At 55.9% G+C, this 18,339-nt stretch carries 19 protein-coding genes; 13 read left to right on the forward strand and 6 right to left on the reverse strand.

Features of this window, described 5'->3' with window-relative positions:
• Positions 1-17: 17 nt before the first annotated feature.
• On the reverse strand, positions 18-902 hold the full coding sequence (locus tag AUQ43_RS16830) for a YicC/YloC family endoribonuclease (RefSeq protein WP_062957476.1): 885 nt from the start codon (positions 900-902) through the stop codon (positions 18-20).
• Positions 903-1,095: 193 nt separating this feature from the next.
• Here AUQ43_RS16830 and AUQ43_RS16835 point away from each other — a divergent pair, with 193 nt between their 5' ends.
• On the forward strand, positions 1,096-1,899 hold the full coding sequence (locus AUQ43_RS16835; protein ID WP_062957477.1) for an SDR family NAD(P)-dependent oxidoreductase: 804 nt from the start codon (positions 1,096-1,098) through the stop codon (positions 1,897-1,899).
• Between the two features lie 62 nt (positions 1,900-1,961).
• On the opposite strand, the gene mltG is transcribed toward AUQ43_RS16835, so the two are convergent.
• The 5 genes from mltG to fabD all read right to left on the reverse strand — a co-directional run bounded on the left by mltG (position 1,962) and on the right by fabD (position 6,442).
• Positions 1,962-2,936 (reverse strand): endolytic transglycosylase MltG, encoded by a 975-nt coding sequence (gene mltG / locus AUQ43_RS16840; RefSeq protein ID WP_062957478.1) that lies wholly within the window; start codon positions 2,934-2,936, stop codon positions 1,962-1,964.
• 28 nt (positions 2,937-2,964) lie between these two features.
• A complete protein-coding gene (fabF, locus tag AUQ43_RS16845; RefSeq protein WP_062957479.1) occupies positions 2,965-4,224 on the reverse strand; it encodes a beta-ketoacyl-ACP synthase II in 1,260 nt (419 codons plus the stop codon).
• 87 nt (positions 4,225-4,311) lie between these two features.
• Positions 4,312-4,548, reverse strand: a complete 237-nt coding sequence (locus AUQ43_RS16850; protein WP_008890547.1) for an acyl carrier protein — start codon at positions 4,546-4,548, stop codon at positions 4,312-4,314.
• Between the two features lie 169 nt (positions 4,549-4,717).
• Positions 4,718-5,458, reverse strand: a complete 741-nt coding sequence (gene fabG, locus AUQ43_RS16855) for a 3-oxoacyl-[acyl-carrier-protein] reductase (protein WP_062957480.1) — start codon at positions 5,456-5,458, stop codon at positions 4,718-4,720.
• 42 nt (positions 5,459-5,500) lie between these two features.
• Complete coding sequence (gene fabD, locus AUQ43_RS16860; protein ID WP_062957481.1) at positions 5,501-6,442, reverse strand: ACP S-malonyltransferase; 942 nt, start codon at positions 6,440-6,442, stop codon at positions 5,501-5,503.
• A gap of 634 nt (positions 6,443-7,076) precedes the next feature.
• On the opposite strand from fabD, the gene rpsF reads away from it, so the two are divergent.
• From rpsF to AUQ43_RS16920, 12 genes are all read left to right on the forward strand, one after another.
• On the forward strand, positions 7,077-7,454 hold the full coding sequence (rpsF, locus tag AUQ43_RS16865; protein WP_062957482.1) for a 30S ribosomal protein S6: 378 nt from the start codon (positions 7,077-7,079) through the stop codon (positions 7,452-7,454).
• Positions 7,455-7,476: 22 nt separating this feature from the next.
• Positions 7,477-7,710 (forward strand): 30S ribosomal protein S18, encoded by a 234-nt coding sequence (gene rpsR, locus AUQ43_RS16870; protein WP_033067602.1) that lies wholly within the window; start codon positions 7,477-7,479, stop codon positions 7,708-7,710.
• Between the two features lie 47 nt (positions 7,711-7,757).
• Positions 7,758-8,696: a DUF2232 domain-containing protein gene (locus tag AUQ43_RS16875; protein WP_062957596.1), complete on the forward strand. Its 939-nt coding sequence runs from the start codon at positions 7,758-7,760 to the stop codon at positions 8,694-8,696.
• Positions 8,696-9,319, forward strand: coding sequence for a 50S ribosomal protein L9 (rplI, locus tag AUQ43_RS16880; RefSeq protein WP_062957483.1), 624 nt, complete (start codon positions 8,696-8,698; stop codon positions 9,317-9,319). The genes AUQ43_RS16875 and rplI overlap by 1 nt, the downstream gene beginning before the upstream one ends.
• A gap of 206 nt (positions 9,320-9,525) precedes the next feature.
• Complete coding sequence (locus AUQ43_RS16885) at positions 9,526-11,070, forward strand: replicative DNA helicase (protein ID WP_062957484.1); 1,545 nt, start codon at positions 9,526-9,528, stop codon at positions 11,068-11,070.
• A gap of 42 nt (positions 11,071-11,112) precedes the next feature.
• Positions 11,113-12,234, forward strand: a complete 1,122-nt coding sequence (gene alr / locus AUQ43_RS16890; RefSeq protein ID WP_062957485.1) for an alanine racemase — start codon at positions 11,113-11,115, stop codon at positions 12,232-12,234.
• A 59-nt stretch (positions 12,235-12,293) separates the two neighbouring features.
• Positions 12,294-13,067, forward strand: coding sequence for an ABC transporter permease (locus AUQ43_RS16895; protein WP_008890538.1), 774 nt, complete (start codon positions 12,294-12,296; stop codon positions 13,065-13,067).
• An 18-nt stretch (positions 13,068-13,085) separates the two neighbouring features.
• The gene (locus AUQ43_RS16900) at positions 13,086-13,862 is read left to right on the forward strand and encodes an ABC transporter ATP-binding protein (protein ID WP_062957486.1); all 777 of its coding nucleotides are present in this window, start codon (positions 13,086-13,088) and stop codon (positions 13,860-13,862) included.
• A gap of 56 nt (positions 13,863-13,918) precedes the next feature.
• Positions 13,919-15,331 (forward strand): DNA repair protein RadA, encoded by a 1,413-nt coding sequence (gene radA, locus AUQ43_RS16905; RefSeq protein WP_062957487.1) that lies wholly within the window; start codon positions 13,919-13,921, stop codon positions 15,329-15,331.
• 57 nt (positions 15,332-15,388) lie between these two features.
• Complete coding sequence (locus AUQ43_RS16910; protein WP_062957488.1) at positions 15,389-16,075, forward strand: CvpA family protein; 687 nt, start codon at positions 15,389-15,391, stop codon at positions 16,073-16,075.
• A gap of 64 nt (positions 16,076-16,139) precedes the next feature.
• The gene (gene purF, locus AUQ43_RS16915; protein WP_062957489.1) at positions 16,140-17,600 is read left to right on the forward strand and encodes an amidophosphoribosyltransferase; all 1,461 of its coding nucleotides are present in this window, start codon (positions 16,140-16,142) and stop codon (positions 17,598-17,600) included.
• Complete coding sequence (locus tag AUQ43_RS16920) at positions 17,597-18,310, forward strand: SDR family NAD(P)-dependent oxidoreductase (protein WP_062957490.1); 714 nt, start codon at positions 17,597-17,599, stop codon at positions 18,308-18,310. Before purF ends, AUQ43_RS16920 begins: the two co-directional genes overlap by 4 nt.
• Positions 18,311-18,339: the final 29 nt, after the last annotated feature.

Consider the following 18,339-nt stretch of genomic DNA (forward strand, 5'->3'; position numbering starts at 1 on the left):
GTTCCTTCCCTACCCGCTTATTCGACGTTCTGGACCTGCTCGCGGAGCTGATCGATGATCACTTTAAGCTCCATCCCGCAATTGGTCAGTTCAATATCGTTGGCTTTCGAGCACAAGGTATTGGCTTCGCGATTGAATTCCTGACACAGAAAATCAAGCTTGCGCCCGATAGATCCACCCTTTGAAAGCATATCACGGGCAGCCGTGATATGGGCTTTAAGACGATCAATCTCTTCGCGGATATCGGCCTTGGTGGCGAGGACTGCAGCTTCCTGATGCAGGCGTTCTGGATCGAACTTGCCCGCATCCATCAATTCTTCGACCTGACGTTTCAGACGATCCTTGATCGCCTCGGCACGGGCTGCCTCGCAATTCTGGGCGCGGGTCACGGTTGCTTCGATGTTATCGATATGTCCGCGCAGCATCGCATCCAGCTTTTCGCCTTCTTCGGCCCGGTGGGCGGCCATCTGATCAATTGCGTCATTCAGGCTTGCCAGCACGGCGGCGTCATTGGCCTCCCGGGTTGCTTCATCTTCCTGTGGCTCATAGGCCTCAAGCACACCGCGTACATTCATCAGATCCGCGATGGTGCCGCTCGACAAGCTGCTGGTATTGTCAAACTCCTCTGCAATCTGAACCAATTCGGAAAGCAGTTCCCGGTTCACCGAATAGGCATTCGTATCACCAGACCGCGACACGTTTAGCGTGACGCCCACATTTCCACGTTTAAAGCGTTTGGAAAACGCGTCGCGTACCTTGGCTTCAAGGCGTTCAAACCCGCCATTCAGGCGCAGGCGAACATCAAGCCCTTTGCCGTTGACGCTGCGCAACTCCCAGGTCCAGCCAAAACCATCTGCAGCGCCATCAACGCGCGCAAAGCCGGTCATGCTTGAAACGGTCATACTTTCATCCAATCTGCTTTTGTGTTTCGGCGTTTATAACGATTGCCCCCTGTTCCGCCAAGGGTGAACACCGATCGTCCACGCGATATCGACAATATGGTATTGATTGCTGCTATTTCATAATGCTGCCCTATTGCTGCAGCATGTTCCGCAAAAATCGATACTGATAATTCAAAACGTCGTAAGAGCAAAAATGTCCTTTCAGTACAATGCCATTCTGATCACTGGTGCCAGTTCAGGCATAGGAGCGGCGCTTGCCCGCCATTTTGCGCGTACCGGCGTGACGCTTTTTATCAGCGGGCGCAACCAAACGCGTCTGCAACTCGTGGAAAATGACTGCCGGGCAGCCGGGGCAAATGTGTATGCCGATATTCTGGATGTGACATCGCGCGAAACCATGGAGGCTTACGTCACCCATTGTGACGAAATCGCCCCGCTTAGCCTTGTCATCGCCAATGCCGGTATTTCAGCGGGCACTGGCGGTCTTGGCGAAAGCCCCGAACAGGTCCGCGATATCTTTGCCACCAATGTTGCCGGGGTCCTGAACACCATTGATCCCGCGATCAAGGTCATGCGCGCGCGCAAACGTGGGCAGATCGCCCTTGTTGCATCGCAGGCATCCTGGCGTGGCTTGCCTTCTGCCCCGGCATATTGTGCCTGCAAGGCAACTGTAAGGGTTTACGGTGAGGGATTACGCGGCGCATTGGCTCCTGACGGTGTGAAGGTAAATGTCATCTGCCCGGGCTTTGTAAAAAGTCGCATCACCGATGCCAACGATTTCCCGATGCCATTCTTCATGCAGGCCGACAAGGCCGCAAAGAAGATCGTGCGCGGGCTTGAGCGCAACAAGGGCATGATCGCCTTCCCGTGGCAAATGAACCTGATCATCGGGATGCTTAAAATGACACCGCAGTGGTTGATGGATCTTGCAGCATCCCGGATCCCGAAGAAAACGTCATCTTCCGATACCCACTCCGATACCCACGACGGCCACTAAAAGGAAAGGCGGCATCAGATTGATGCCGCCTTCGTCAATTTTGTTCCAAAGCGTTGTCGTACTCACTGCCCGTCACGGATGCGCCGCCACTTGGCGACGTTGCGATTATGCTCATCAAGCGTGCGGGCAAAGGCATGTCCGCCCGTGCCATCGGCAACAAAGTACAAATCCTCCGTCGCGGCCGGATGCAGCACGGCATAGAATGCCTCGCGACCCGGATTGGTAATCGGCCCTGGTGGCAGGCCTGCATTCACATAGGTGTTATACGGGCTTTCAAAGCGCCAGTCCTTGCGCGTCAAAGGACGTTCAAGACGCTTGTCCGGGCTGAGTGCATAAGCAACTGTCGGATCAGATTGCAGGCGCATATCACGTCGCAGGCGATTGACAAAGACTCCGGCAACCCGCGCACGTTCGCCCGCCACACCGGTTTCCCGTTCAACGATGGAGGCCAGAATGACGGCCTCTTCGATTGTGTCAAACGGCAAGCCTTCCTGACGACCGGGCCAAAGCTGTTCGACCATCTGGTCATGGGCCGTGCGCATACGATCAATGATGCTTTGCTTGGTATCACCAAACGAGAACTGATACGTCTCGGGCAGCAAGGTGCCATCAGCGGGGATATCGGTGATCTCGCCACTGAGCCCATCAACAAGATTGATCCGTTCAACGATTTCGCCAGACCGAAGGCCTTCCGGAATCGTGACAAACCGTTTGACCGTATCGCCGTTTGCAAGGATTTCCGCTGCCCGTTTCGGGCTGACACGGGCCGGGAAATGGTATTCGCCCGCACGAAGAGACCGGTCAAGCTGACTGAAGCGGACCCCTGCAAGGAAGATCAGCGGCTCGGTGATGATGTTTTCACGTTGGAAAATCTCGGCAATGCCGCGCACACCAGTCCCCTGCGGGATGATGATGTCGCGTTCCTGCGCCATATTGCTGGGCGATGTGTATTGCACATAAACATACACCGCTGCCCCACCTATGGCGAGAGCAGCGGTGATGATCAGAAAGCCAAGAAAAAGCAGAAAACGCTTCAAGGGAATGCTCCCGGGGTTGCTCTGCTGTTTAAACGGCTTTGAACACGAGCGACGCGTTGGTGCCACCAAAGCCGAACGAGTTCGACAGCGCGACATTAACTTTGCGCTGTTTGGCTTCAAGCGGAACCAGATCGATGCCTTTGCATGCTTCGGACGGATTGCGCAGGTTCAGCGTCGGCGGAACGACACCTTCATGGATCGCAAGGATCGAGAATACTGCTTCAATCGCACCGGCAGCACCCAGAAGGTGACCCGTTGCCGATTTTGTCGAAGACATCGACATGTTCTGGGCGTGATCACCAAACAGGCGCTTGACCGCACCAAGTTCGATTTCATCGCCAAGCGGAGTCGAGGTGCCATGCGCGTTGACGTAATCAACATCTTCCGGGTTCAGACCCGCATTGCGGATTGCATTGCGCATCGAACGGAAACCGCCATTGCCGTCTTCTGCCGGTGCGGTGATGTGATAGGCATCACCCGACATGCCGTAACCGGCAACTTCGGCATAAATCCGTGCTCCACGCGCTTTGGCGTGTTCGTATTCTTCAAGAACGACACAACCGGCACCTTCGCCCATGACGAAACCGTCACGGCCTTCATCCCACGGACGGGATGCTTCGGTAGGCGTGTCATTGTAACCGGTCGAAAGCGCACGTGAGGCGGCAAAGCCTGCCATACCAAGACGGCAGACAGCGGCTTCGGCACCACCGGCAACCATGACATCGGCATCGCCAAGCATGATCATGCGCGATGCGTCGCCAACAGCGTGTGCACCGGTCGAACAAGCGGTAACAACCGCATGGTTCGGACCTCTAAGGCCGTGCTTGATCGAAACCTGACCCGAGACCAGGTTGATCAGGCAAGACGGAATGAAGAACGGACTGACGCGGCGGGTCTTGCCGTTATTGACCAGATCAGATGCCTCGGAAATCCGTGGCAGACCACCGATACCTGAACCAATCAGAACGCCGGTGGCTTCCTGATCTTCTTCGGTTTCCGGCTTCCAGCCGGAATCGGCAAGTGCCTGATCAGCAGCAGCAACGCCATAGACGATGAAGTCGTCCATTTTTTTCATGTCTTTGGTCGAGACATGATCTTCAGCGTTGAAAAGTCCGTCACCCTCACCGCGCGGCACAAGGCCAGCGATCTTGGCAGGGATATCCGACACGTCAAACGTATCGATGCCTTTGATCCCGGATTGGCTTTTCAGCAGTTTCTGCCAAGTATTCTGTGCGCCGCTTGCAAGCGGAGTAACAGCACCAATACCGGTAACAACTACGCGTCTCATCCCGCATTACGCCTTTATTTTATGAATCCAGCAAAGACGAAAAGGGCGCCTGAGGATGCCCTCTGGCGCCCATGTCTGACAGCGAACTTAGCTGTCCGCCTTTTCGATGAAGTCGATCGCGTCTTTAACGGTCAGAATTTTTTCAGCCGCGTCGTCCGGGATTTCACAACCGAACTCTTCTTCAAACGCCATAACCAGCTCAACGGTGTCCAGGCTGTCTGCGCCCAGATCGTCGATGAAGCTTGCGTTTTCAGTGACCTTGTCTTCTTCAACACCGAGGTGCTCGACAACGATCTTCTTCACGCGATCTGCGACATCACTCATAGCTCAAATCCTTCAATAGGTTTTCTGTCAGTAGTGTAAACGTGGTACCCGATCCGTCCCCCTATTGAAGGAGTTCCCGGGAACCGGAAACCGACAACGAACAATCGCCAGTTTCAATATTTGGTATAGCGGCCCCTTTTAAGCAGAAAAGAAGGCAACCCGCAACGGGTTAAATCATCGCCATTCCGCCATTCACATGCAAGGTCTGTCCTGTGACATAAGCTGCTTCGTCACTCGCAAGATACAGAACCGCTGCAGCGATCTCTTTGCTGTCGCCCATGCGACCTGCCGGGATACCGCCCAAAAGCTTTTCTTTCTGGGCGTCTCCGAGTTCTTCGGTCATCGCCGTGGTGATAAAGCCCGGTGCCACACAATTTACTGTGATCCCGCGGGCTGCAACTTCCTGTGCCAGCGATTTCGACCAACCAATCATGCCGGCTTTGGCTGCGGCATAGTTGGTCTGGCCCGGATTGCCCGTCACACCAACGATCGAGGTAATATTGATGATACGACCATGACGACGCTTCATCATGCCACGCAGGGAGTTGCGCGCAAGCTTGAAGGCTGAGGTCAGGTTCACATCAAGAACTGCCTGCCAGTCTTCGTCCTTAAGGCGCATGGCAAGCTGATCACGGGTGATTCCCGCATTATTGACCAGAATATCAAGCTGACCGCCCAGCGCTTCTTCGGCATTCTTGATCAGGCCATTGACCGATTCTGAATCCGAAAGGTTGCCCGGAACCACCACCGCATTGTCGCCGATTTCAGCAGCAACCGCTTCGAGGCGTTCCTGGCGGGTCCCCGACAGAGCGACCTTCGCACCAGCGCCAGCCAGAACCTTGGCGATTTCGCCACCGATACCGCCGGTCGCACCGGTTACAAGTGCCGTTTTCCCTGCAAGATCAAACATAAATTCTCGTTCCCTTTGGGTTCGTTCGTGTTCACAACACTCTTAAAGAGTGCCGAGGAATGCTTCGATATCTGCCGGACCGTTGACAGCCGTGCCGCTCAGTTCGCGGTCAATGCGGCGTACCATGCCGGTCAAAACCTTGCCTGCGCCGATCTCGACCAGATCGGTGATGCCTTGTTCCTTCATATAAAGAACCGACTCACGCCAGCGCACGGTTCCGCAAACCTGCTCTACAAGGAGTTTACGAATGGTTTCCGGATTATCAGTTTTTTCTGCGGTCACGTTGGCAACAACCGGCTTGCCTGGCGCATTCATGGTGACAGCGGCCAGTGCCTCTGCCATGCGATCAGCAGCCGGCTGCATCAGGGCACAATGGAACGGTGCAGATACCGGAAGCAGGACAGCGCGCTTGGCACCCTTTTCCTTGGCGATTTCAATTGCACGTTCAACGGCTGCCTTGTGGCCGGAAACAACCACCTGCCCGCTGGCATTATCATTGGCCGCGGTGCAGACTTCGCCTTGTGCTGCCTCTTCGGCAACGGCAACGGCATCCACGTAATCAAGACCAAGAAGCGCAGCCATTGCGCCAACACCAACCGGTACAGCGGCCTGCATGGCCTGACCACGGATTTTCAAAAGGCGTGCGGCATCGGCAATCGCAAAGGTGCCCGCAGCAGCAAGTGCGGAATATTCACCAAGGGAATGGCCCGCGACCAGTTCGCATTTGTCGGTCAAGGTAAAGCCGCCCTCTTTTTCCAGCACACGGGTCACCGCAAGGCTGACCGCCATCAGGGCCGGTTGCGCATTTTCTGTCAGGGTCAGTTCGTTTTCCGGTCCTTCGAACATCAGCGCACTCAGCTTTTGGGAAAGCGCGTCATCAACTTCCTGGAAAACTTCGCGGGCAATCGGGAATGCTTCTGCCAGTTCCTTGCCCATACCTACCGCTTGCGACCCTTGGCCGGGGAAAACGAGTGCGCGTGTCATTATATTAAATAAACCCTTGTCAGCTTCTACGAAGGCTGTGCCGAAAACCGGCCCCTTGAAATTGAGCCACCCTTGATAACGTGCGCAAGCGCACTGTCAAGAACTGAAACCCCTTGGGTGCGGTCCGTCCGGCTTTTCATCACCCGAAAATACACACAACAATATAAAGTGCATGCGTCGGGCCTTTTAATCATCTTCGCGCGTTTATGGCATATTTCGCGCCATTTACGAAGGACTGCCTGTTGCGCAGCGCACAATAACCGCCCCGATAACCTTGACCGGCAATCTGGAACCTGCGCGCCTTGAAACCCCTTTGTTTGCGGGGTGTTGAACACCAATTCCCGCCCGCCGCGCCGCGAAAACCCTCTTCACACGGCAACGCATGACCGTTATCACAAAACCGCAACGCTCACTGCCCCGGATGGCTTCGCCGCAACCCGACGGGTTCTGCGGGTCAGGCTTAATTGATCTGCCCATCCCGTAAACGGTAAAAAGCTGCATTTGGCGTTGCACTCATGGGTGAAAAGTGTATATTCCGCCGTCTCACGGCTCCTTGCCGGGATTGCCCGGCTATGCCTGCGTGGCACGAGGTCATGTCAGGAAGAGATAAGCCAAAAGGAGTAATAGGAGTATTATGAGCAAGTACGAGAGCGTGTTTATCGCACGTCAGGACTTCTCGACCGCACAGGTCGAAAGCCTGAATGAAAAGCTGACCCAGACCATCGAAGGTCTCGGTGGCAAAATCGCCAAAACCGAATATTGGGGTCTGCGTTCCCTGGCATACCGTGTCAAAAAGAACCGCAAAGGCCACTATACCCTCTTCCAGATCGAAGCTGAAAAAGACGCGATCGCGGAATACGAGCGTCAGATGCGCCTGAACGAAGACGTTCTGCGCCAGATGACTGTCAAGGTTGACGAGTTCGAAGAAGAACAGTCTGCCATTCTGCGCAACCGCGACGAGCGCGGCGGTCGTGGCGGTAATCGCCGTGGCGGTCCCCGTCAGAACGGCTAACAGATAGCGAGGAGATAATATCATGGCTGGACGTCGTCTGTTTTTCCGTCGTCGCAAAACCTGCCCGTTCTCGGGTGCGGATGCGCCGAAGATTGACTACAAAGATGTCAAACTGCTGCAGCGTTTCGTTTCCGAACGCGGCAAAATCGTTCCGAGCCGTATTACTGCGGTTTCGGCCAAGAAGCAGCGCGAACTGGCGAAAGCCATCAAGCGTGCACGCTTCCTGGCGCTGCTGCCTTACGCAGACCAGGTCTGAGGCAGTCGGCAAGAGACCCTTTTGAGGTCTCGGGCCGGGAGTAGATGATGCAACGTGACACCCTCATAGCGATCGGGACCGGACTTGGCAGTGCCGTTCTGTTCCTGCTGGTTCTATCAGGAAATCCGTTTGCTCTTTTGCTCTCATACTTCGGGCATCTGCCGCTTTTCCTGACGGGATTGTGGCAAGGGCCCAAACGCCTGCTGGTTGCGGCATTTGCCGCATGTATTGCCCTCGTTCTTTTGGGGGGATTACTGCCTTTCACGGTCTTTATGGTCGTGTTTGCCGGACCGGCGATGTTGTTGACCCGCATGGCGCTGGTCATCCGGAAAGACCAAAATGGCAATGTTGCCTTCTTGCCTTCCGGAATTGTCGTAAGTGCCATGGCCGTCATGGTCGCGACGGTAATGATCTTCGTTACCGGAACACTGACGGCGGAAGGTGTGGACATACAGGACTTCATCGCGAAGTTCCTGAGCCAGATGTACTCGGAAATGGGTGTCCCCATGACATCCGATGTTCAGGGTCTGATTGGTATGTTCCAGACGTACTTCCCGGCGATTGCTGCGGTGAGCTGGCTGTTGATGCTGTTCGCCAATGCCGCAATCGCACAGGCAATTTTGGTGCGTGCAGGCAAAAACCTGCGTCCGACACCAAGTATGGCATCCTTTGCCTTGCCTGGCTGGTCACTGTTTGCGTTTGCCCTGGCCGGGTTTACGGTCGGCTTTGCCGATGGTTCTCTGGCCTATGTGGCGCGCAACGTCGCGGTGGTACTGGCGGTGCCGTTCCTGTTTCAGGGATTGGCGCTGGTGCATGGGCAGGCAGCCCGATGGCCGCAAAAACGTGTAATTCTGACGGTGTTTTACATCGTCGCGGTTCTGTCCACTTGGTCGTTTATCGCGATCACCGGACTTGGAATTGTTGAGCATTTAATCAGGCTGCGGGGGAAAGAACCGATGACCCGTAGCGATGAGGAGGATCGGTGATGGAAGTTATTCTGCTCCAGCGGGTAGAAAAACTCGGTCAGATGGGTGACGTAGTCACTGTCAAGCCGGGCCACGCCCGCAACCGCTTGCTGCCGCAGGGCATGGCCCTTCGTGCAACCAAAGCAAACATCTCTGTGTTCGAAGCACAGAAAGCACAGCTCGAAGCTGACAACCTGGAACGCCGTAAGGAAGCAGAAGCTGTTTCCGAGAAGATGGGTGAACTCGCAGTCACCGTCGTTCGTCAGGCATCCGACGTTGGCCAGCTTTATGGTTCGGTCACTGCCCGCGATATCGCAAACGCAGTAACCGAAGCAGGCTTCACTGTTGCCCGTACCCAGGTCGTTCTTGATCAGCCGATCAAGACCCTTGGTCTGCATCAGGTCCGCATCAACCTGCACCCGGAAGTTATCATTGAGGTAACCGCCAACGTTGCACGTTCCGAAGAAGATGCCGCTGAACAGCTCCGCAAGGGTTCTGCTGTTCTTGGCACCATCGAGGAAATGGAAGCGGAAGAAGAGGAAGCTCTGGAAGCCGCTGAAGAACTCTTCGAAGAAGAAGTTCCGGAAGACGTTGCAGAAGCACTCGAAGCTGCTTCGGAAGACGAAGAAGAAACCAACGCTTAATTGCGGGTTCTTCGAACCATTTGAAAACGGCACATCCCAAAGGATGTGCCGTTTTCTTTTGCCCTGACGCCAAAGCCCGTCGATTTTTTTTCAAAGCATTTCAGGAGCCTGCAGCATTCGCGACCTCTGCGCTGACGGAATACCGGCTATGAGCAAGCGCGATTAACTCTTTGCGCATATGCGGATGCCTGCTACCTTTTCGGCCCATGACAGATCCCAATTTAGATGCCCTGTTTGCCCCGCTTGAACCGGACCGTGGTGACGACGCCGAAATGGTGCTCGAACGCATGGCACCGCACAATTTTGAGGCGGAGGCAGCCCTTCTTGGCGCAATCCTCAATAACAACGCCGCCTATGAGCGCGTGTCCGATATTTTGCGCCCCGAGCATTTTGCCGACGGGCGGCACGGGCGCATCTTCGAGGCCTGCGGAAAGCTGATCGAACGCGGCCAGCTTGCGAACCCGGTCACGCTCAAAGCCTATTTCAAGCAGGACGAACATCTTGCCGAAATCGGCGGCCCGCAATATCTGGCCGAACTTTCAAACAATCTGGTTTCGGTGATCAATGCCGGTGACTATGGTCAGCTGGTCTATGATCTGTATTTGCGTCGTGAACTGATCGAGCTTGGCGAAGAAGTCGTCAACGAAGCCTATCAGTACGAACTTGATACCGACGCCACCAACCAGATCGAAAAAGCCGAACAGAAACTGTTCTCGCTGGCGACTGCCGGTTCAGCGGAATCGGGCTTTGTCGCTTTTGGCCCTGCCCTTGCCAAGGCCTATGAAAACATTGATCACGCCTACAAAAACGCCGGGCGCGTTGTGGGCGTGACAACCGGTTTGCGTGACATTGACCGGAAGCTGGGCGGTTTGCACCCGTCTGACTTGCTGATCCTTGCGGGTCGTCCGTCGATGGGTAAAACCGCACTTGCGATGAACGTGGCCTTTAACGCCGCCATTGCATCACACCAGAACCGGGCCGCAGGCGAAGATACCCGCGATGAAACCCGAACCGGTGCGGTTGCCGTGTTCTCGCTTGAGATGGCAGCAGAACAGCTTGCCGGGCGCCTTTTGTCGCAGGCGGCAGAGGTTTCTGGCGATAACATGCGCCGAGGTGACCTGAACGAGCAGGATTTCGAACGCTTGCTGCTGGCAACCCAGGAACTCAACACCGTTCCGCTTTATATTGATGATACGCCGGCTCTTCCGGTATCGACGCTGCGTACCCGTTGCCGCCGCCTGAAGCGCCAGCACGGCCTTGCGATGATCGTCGTCGATTACCTGCAGCTTCTGGCACCGCCGACCAACTTCCGCGGCGATGGCCGTGTGCAGGAAGTTTCCGAGATCACCCGAATGCTTAAAGCCATTGCCAAAGAACTTGAAGTTCCGGTTCTGGCGTTGTCGCAGCTTTCGCGTGCGGTCGAACAGCGCGAAGACAAACGTCCGCAGCTTTCAGACCTTCGTGAATCCGGCTCGATTGAGCAGGATGCCGACGTCGTGATGTTCATTTATCGCGAACAGTACTATCTCGAACGTGCCGAGCCAGCCCAGCGTCCGGAAGAAGCCACCGACAAGTTCGGTGAACGCTATGCGCAATGGCAGGACCGTTTGAACCACGTCTATAACACCGCTGAGGTTATTGTTGCCAAACAGCGTCACGGCCCAGTGGGCAACGTGCGCCTGTATTTCGACGGGAACTACACCAAGTTTGGCGATCTCGATCACACAGAAGAAGAGTTTGAACAGGGATAAGGTTCACGCCTTTCCATCAACGGATTCCACGGGGTATTACGAATGACCGTTCTTCCCGCCGTCGGCCGTGCTGCCGAGTGTGCGGAACTGCAAATCAATCTGAAAGCAGTTGCCGACAACTACCACACCCTGAAAAAGCGTTATACCGGACGCACCTGTGCTGCCGTGGTAAAGGCTGATGCCTATGGCCTTGGCGCAGAAACCATCGTGCCGGTTCTCAAAAAACAGGGGTGCCGCCTGTTCTTTGTTGCACAGGCCAACGAAGCAGCCGAACTCTTCCCGCTTTTGCGCGGCGGCGGACGGATTGCGGTCCTTAATGGCGTTTTGCCCGGTGACGAAGCGTTCTTTATCGAAAATGACGTCATCCCTGTCCTCAATGACCTTGAACAGATCGAACGCTGGTCAAATCTTTGCCGCGAATATGAACGTCCGGCCCCGGCCTTTATCCATCTTGATACCGGCATGAGCCGCCTTGGCCTGACCCCGCGCGAGGTCAGCGAACTGGTCGATCGTTATTCATCGGTGCTATACGGCTTTGAAAAAGCTGGCTACATGACCCACCCGGTCGCAGCCGACGAGGCCGAAAACCCGGTAACCAAGGAACAGTATGATCTGTTCATGAAATGGTACCGCCGCCTGCCCCCGGCTCCGCGTGGCTTCTGTAACTCGTCGGCAATTTTCCGCAATGACGATTACCATCTTGAATTCTGCCGCCCGGGTATCGCGCTTTGGGGTGGCAACCCCACACCGGAAACCACCAACCCGATGCGTTCTGTCGTAAACCTTAAGGTCAAGGTCCTTCAGGTGCGTGAGCTCGATGAAAATCAGGCTGTTGGTTATGGCGGCACCTGGAAGGCAAAACGCAAATCGAAAATTGCCACCATTGCGCTTGGCTATGCCGATGGCTGGCTGCGCTCGCTATCGAATTCGGGAAAGCTGATCATCAAGGGGCACGAAGTCCCTTATGTCGGGCGCGTTTCGATGGACGCCATCACCGTCGACATTACCGACCTTCCGGGCAAACCGCTTAAGGCCGGGGATATGGTGCCGCTTCTTGATGACAAGATGACGGTTGACGACGTTGCATCTGCTGCTGGTACAATCGGTTATGAAATTCTAACTTCTCTTGGACATCGCTATCGGCGGGTTTATACAGAGAGCTAAATCATAAGAGCCAGCCAGAAAATTCCGGCAGGTCGATAACAGGGGACTTCGAAGTACAGATGCCGATCTTTGCGCCGGTTGGCCATATGTTTCTGACCTTTTTGGCCCTTGTCGGTCGCGTCACGGTATTTGCGGGACGCACCATCGGCCACATGGTCACACCACCGATCTATTTCCGCCTGATCTTCAAACAGATGCGTGAAATCGGCTATTTCTCCTTGCCGGTGGTGGCGATGACCACGCTGTTTGCAGGGATGGTTCTGGCGCTGCAATCCTATTCCGGGTTCTCGCGGTTTTCGGCCGAAAGTGCGGTTGCGACCGTGGTCGTCATTTCCATGACCCGCGAACTGGGGCCGGTTTTGGCGGGCCTCATGGTTGCTGGTCGCGTTGGTGCCGCGATTGCCGCAGAAATCGGAACCATGCGTGTGACTGAACAGATCGACGCGCTGGTGACCCTTTCGACCAATCCGTTCAAATATCTGGTCGTGCCGCGTGTGATCGCCGGTCTGATCACCCTGCCGGTTCTGGTTCTGATCGGCGATATCATCGGGGTTATGGGCGGCTATCTGGTGGGCGTGAACAAGCTTGGCTTCAATGATGGGTCCTATATCCGCAATACCTTCCAGTATCTTGAACAGCTTGACGTGGTGTCCGGTCTTGTGAAGGCCGCCGTGTTTGGCTTCATCATCACACTGATGGGCTGCTATCACGGGTATCATTCGCGTGGTGGTGCGCAGGGTGTTGGTCAGGCAACGACCAATGCGGTTGTTTCAAGCTCCATCCTGATCCTGATTTCGAACTATATCGTCACCGAACTGTTCTTCACGCGATAAGGGCCGGTTGACAGGATCATGAGCAGCACAGCCAAGATATCGCTTCGCAACGTTCACAAGGGCTTTGGCCCGAAAAAGGTGCTTCAGGGTGTCGACCTTGATGTCGCCAAGGGTGAATCGGTTGCCATCATTGGCGGGTCGGGTACCGGCAAGTCCGTCACGCTGAAATGCGTTCTGGGCCTGCTTACCCCGGATCAGGGCTCCATCAAGGTCGATGGTGTAGAGATGACCACGGCATCGCGCACTGAACGTGATGAGATGCTGGCGAAAACCGGCATGCTGTTTCAGGGAGCCGCCCTTTTTGACTCACTGACCGTGTGGGAAAATGTTGCCTTTGGCCTGATCGAAGGTCAGGGCATGAAAGCCGCCAAGGCCCGCGATCTTGCGATTGCGCGGCTTGAGGATGTCGGTCTGGAGGCTGATATTGCCAACATGTCCCCGGCATCGCTTTCGGGCGGCATGCAAAAGCGTGTGGGCCTCGCGCGCGCCATCGCGACGGAGCCGGAAATCCTGTTCTTTGACGAACCGACCACCGGCATTGACCCGATCATGGGCGACGTCATCAATGACCTGATCGTCAAATGCACCCGTGAACTTGGTGCCAGTGCCATGACCATTACCCACGATATGGCCAGTGCACGCAAGATCGCAGATCGCGTCGCCATGCTGTATCAGGGCAAGATTATCTGGGATGGTCCGGTTGCCGATATTGACAATGCCGATAACCCCTATTTGCAACAATTCGTTGCCGGTGATATCGAAGGTCCGCTTGAACTTGATCTCAAGCATCTCTGAGCACTGTCTGACCGACATTCGCCCTTACTGAACTTCTTTGATCTGCGGAGCATTCTGTGGCCAAAACCCAAAGCCGTTTCATCTGCCAGAACTGTGGTGCCGAGTACCGCAAATGGACCGGACGTTGCGACGGCTGCGGCGAATGGAACAGCATCGAGGAAGAACGCGTGGAAAGCGGCCCCAAGGCCACCGGTGGCATTGCCGGGGGTGCCAAGGGCAAGACCATCGATTTTGTCGCCCTTGAAGGTGAAAGTGCCAGCCCCAAACGCATCATAAGCGGCATCGCCGAACTGGACCGTGCGTGTGGTGGCGGGCTTGTACCAGGTTCCGCCCTTCTGGTCGGCGGGGATCCGGGGATTGGTAAATCGACCATCCTTTTGCAGGCCGTTGGGGCCATGGCCGCCAAACACAAATGCGCCTATATCTCGGGCGAGGAAGCGGTTGATCAGGTCCGCATGCGCGCCGCCCGTCTGGGCCTTGAAAAATCCAAGGTCGACTTTGCCGCCGCCACCAGCCTGCGCGATATCATCACCACGCTGGAAGCGAGCAACCATGACGTGGTGGTCATTGACTCAATCCAGACCATGTATGCCGACACCCTTGATAGTGCACCGGGCACGGTGTCGCAGGTACGTGCATGTGCGCTGGAACTGATCCGCCTTGCCAAGCGCAAGGGATTTGCCGTGCTGCTGGTCGGCCATGTCACCAAGGAAGGCCAGATCGCCGGTCCGCGTGTTCTTGAACATATGGTCGATACGGTTCTGTATTTCGAAGGCGAACGCGGTCACCAGTTCCGTATCTTGCGCGCGGTAAAGAACCGTTTTGGTGCGACCGATGAAATCGGTGTGTTTGAAATGGGCGATGCCGGACTGGTCGAGGTTCCCAACCCATCCGCGCTGTTTCTGGCAGATCGTGACTCGCCGGTCAGCGGCACCGCGGTATTTGCCGGGCTTGAGGGCACGCGCCCGATGCTTGTGGAAATTCAGGCGCTGGTGGCGCAATCGGCCCTCGCCACCCCGCGTCGTGCGGTTGTTGGCTGGGATTCTGCGCGCATGAACATGATATTGGCAGTGCTTGACGCCCGGTGTGGCCTGCCGCTCAGCCAGTTTGATGTGTACCTCAACGTTGCCGGTGGCTTGCGGGTTGGTGAACCCGCAGCCGACATGGCGGTTGCGGCTGCGTTGATTTCGGCTGTTGCCGATGCGCCGGTTCCGGCCGAGACCGTGATTGTTGGTGAAATCGGCCTTTCGGGGGAAGTCCGCCCGGTCGGGCAACTCGAATCGAGACTGAAAGAAGCCACCAAACTTGGCTTTGGAAATGCCTATACCCCCAAGAATGGCACCCAGGGAAAGAAGAAGTTCGCGATCAAGGGCCTCAATCAGACCGAAATTGGCCATCTTCAGGATTTGGTAAACCTCTTCGGCGACGATGTCCGCGACAAGGTGCGTCCGCGCGAAGGCATGTACTAAACGCCTTCACAGTGACGCACTCCGCCACCCGGACTGACGAACAAGGTTTACGAATAGATGGATTTCTCCGCCCTGCCCGATCTTGGCGCACGTGATGTGTTTGACCTGATTGTTGTCGGCATTCTGCTGATCTCGGGGATTTTTGCCTTTTTCCGCGGTTTTATCCACGAAACCCTGTCGATGATGGGCTGGGTCGGGGCCGGGCTTGTCGCGCTTTATGGCTATCCGGTTGCACGCCCCTATGTGCGCGAACTGATCCCGTCCGAACTGATTGCCGATCTGGCAACCGGGGTTGGCCTGTTTCTGATTTCGTTTTTGATTTTCTCGTTCATCAGTGGTCGGATCGGCCGGGCGGTTCAGAATTCCGGTCTCGACAGCCTTGATAGCACGCTTGGCTTTGTTTTCGGGCTTCTGCGCGGGGCGTTGATCGTTTGTATCGGCTTTCTTTCCCTGTCCTGGTTGCTGCCGGCAGATTCGCAACCCGACTGGGTCCGCGATGCCCGCACCCGCCCGGTTCTGGAAGAAGGCGCGTTCCTTATTATGCGCATGGCACCTGACGAAATTTTCGATACCACCGCCCAAGAGCTTGAACGCGCTCAGCGTGAGGCCGATGCAAACGAAAAAACCTATCGCCAACTTCTTGGTCCGGAACCAAAAGGGACTGGACCCGCGCCCCTAAACGGGTATACAAGGCCCTCGCGCGATGATTTGGATCGCCTGATTGAGGCGACCACTAACGAGTGAGGCGTGTGGGTTTCGTACTAATGACGAATTCCGTGCGCCACCGGCGAGAGAGCGGAACCCACTCATGCTGACCACCAATCCATTTGACGACGACAAGCTACGTGAAGAATGTGGCGTCTTTGGCGTATTTGGCTCCCCCGATGCGACGGCACTAACGGCCCTTGGCCTGCATGCCCTGCAGCATCGCGGACAGGAAGCCGCAGGCATTGTGTCCTATGACGGCGAAGATTTTCCGGCACACCGGGCATCCGGCCAGGTTGGCGACATCTTTGGTTCAGAAGATGTCATCAAAAGCCTGCCCGGCCACCGTGCGGTCGGCCATGTGCGCTACTCGACAGCGGGTGGCAAAGGCCTTCGCAACGTGCAGCCACTGTTTGCCGATTTTGAATTCGGTGGTCTGGCGATTGCCCATAACGGCAACCTGACCAACTCGCTTGCGGTGCGTGAACGTCTTGTGAAACGTGGCTCGATTTTTCAATCGACCTCGGACACCGAAACCTTCATTCACCTGATTGCGACCAGCCTGTATGAAAAGATCGTCGATCGCCTGATCGATGCGGTCCGTCAAGTTGAAGGGGCTTATTCACTGGTCGTCATGACCCAGAAGAAACTGATCGGTGTGCGTGACCCGCTTGGTGTCCGTCCGCTGGTTCTGGGCAAGCTCAATGATGCCTATATCCTGTCATCGGAAACGGTTGGCCTTGATATTGTTGGCGCGGAATTCATCCGCGACGTCGAACCGGGCGAAATCGTTGAAATCACCGATAATGGCCTGCGATCGATCAAGCCGTTCAAGCCGCAAAAGTCGCGCTTCTGCATTTTCGAGCATGTCTATTTCGCCCGCCCCGACAGCATTGTCGAAGGCACAAGCGTGTATGACGTGCGCAAGAATATCGGCCGCGAACTGGCGCGTGAATCCTCTGTTGATGCCGACGTTGTCGTGCCGATCCCGGATTCCGGTGTGCCGTCTGCACTTGGTTATGCCGAAGAAAGCAAAATTCCGTTCGAACTTGGCATCATCCGAAACCACTATGTCGGGCGTACCTTTATCGAGCCGACCGACCAGATCCGCCACCTTGGCGTGAAGCTGAAGCACAACGCCAACCCGGGCAAGCTCAAGGGCAAGCGCGTTATTCTGGTTGATGACTCGATCGTGCGTGGCACCACCTCGACCAAGATTGTTGATCTGGTCCGTCAGGCCGGTGCGGCAGAGGTGCATATGCGCATCACCAGCCCCCCGACCATGAACCCGTGCTTCTATGGTGTTGATACCCCGTCCAAGGACAAACTGATGGCGGCCAATCACGACATCGAAAGCATGGCAAAGATCATCGGCGTTGATAGCCTGGCCTTTGTCACCATTGACGGCCTTTATCGGGCGACAGGCCTTCCGGGCCGCGACAATGACGATCCGGCTTTCTGCGATGCGTGTTTCACGGGTGATTACCCGATCAAGCTCACCGATCACAATGCCGAAAACAAGGACCGCAAGCTCACCCAGCTGGTTGAAAGGCAGTCCGCATGACCGATACCAAGCGGCTTGAAGGTCGCGTCGCCCTGATCACCGGGGCGTCGCACGGGATCGGTTGTGCTGTTGCCAAGCGCTTTGCGGCCGAGGGCGCGCATGTGATTGCGATTGGCCGCAATGTCGGTGCGCTCGAAGAACTCAGTGACGACGTCACGGATGCCGGTGGCAAGATTACCCTGCTGCCGCTCGATCTGACCATGTTTGACAAGATTGATATGCTCGGCCCGTCGATCTATGAGCGGTTCGGCAAGCTAGATATTGTGGTTGGTAACGCAGGCCTTCTGGGCGAAATCGCCCCGGTCGGCCATATTGATGCGCAGGTGTTCCAGAACACCTATGCCACCAACGTCACGGCAAACTTCCACCTGATCCGCACCACAGACAAGCTCCTGCAGCTTTCTGAGGCTGGTCGGGCGATCTTCGTGACCTCGAACGCATCGGCAAAAGGTCGTGCCTTCTGGGGCCTGTATGCGTCGACCAAGGCAGCCCTTGAAAGCCTTGTTCTGTCTTATGCGCAGGAACTCGAAGAAACCAAGGTCAAGGTCAACCTGATCAATCCGGGCCGCATCCGCACCAAAATGCGCGCCGAAGCCTATCCGGGCGAAGACCCCCAGACCTTGCCGACGCCCGAAAGCATCACCGATGTTTTCGTCGATCTGGCAGAAGCCACCTGCACCAAACATGGTGAAGTGGTCAACGCTTCCTGAGCTTGATGCGCGGATAACAGTCAAAATTG

Origin of the sequence: Thalassospira sp. MCCC 1A01148 (genome assembly GCF_001613795.1) — a bacterium.
Classification (GTDB): Bacteria; Pseudomonadota; Alphaproteobacteria; order Rhodospirillales; family Thalassospiraceae; genus Thalassospira.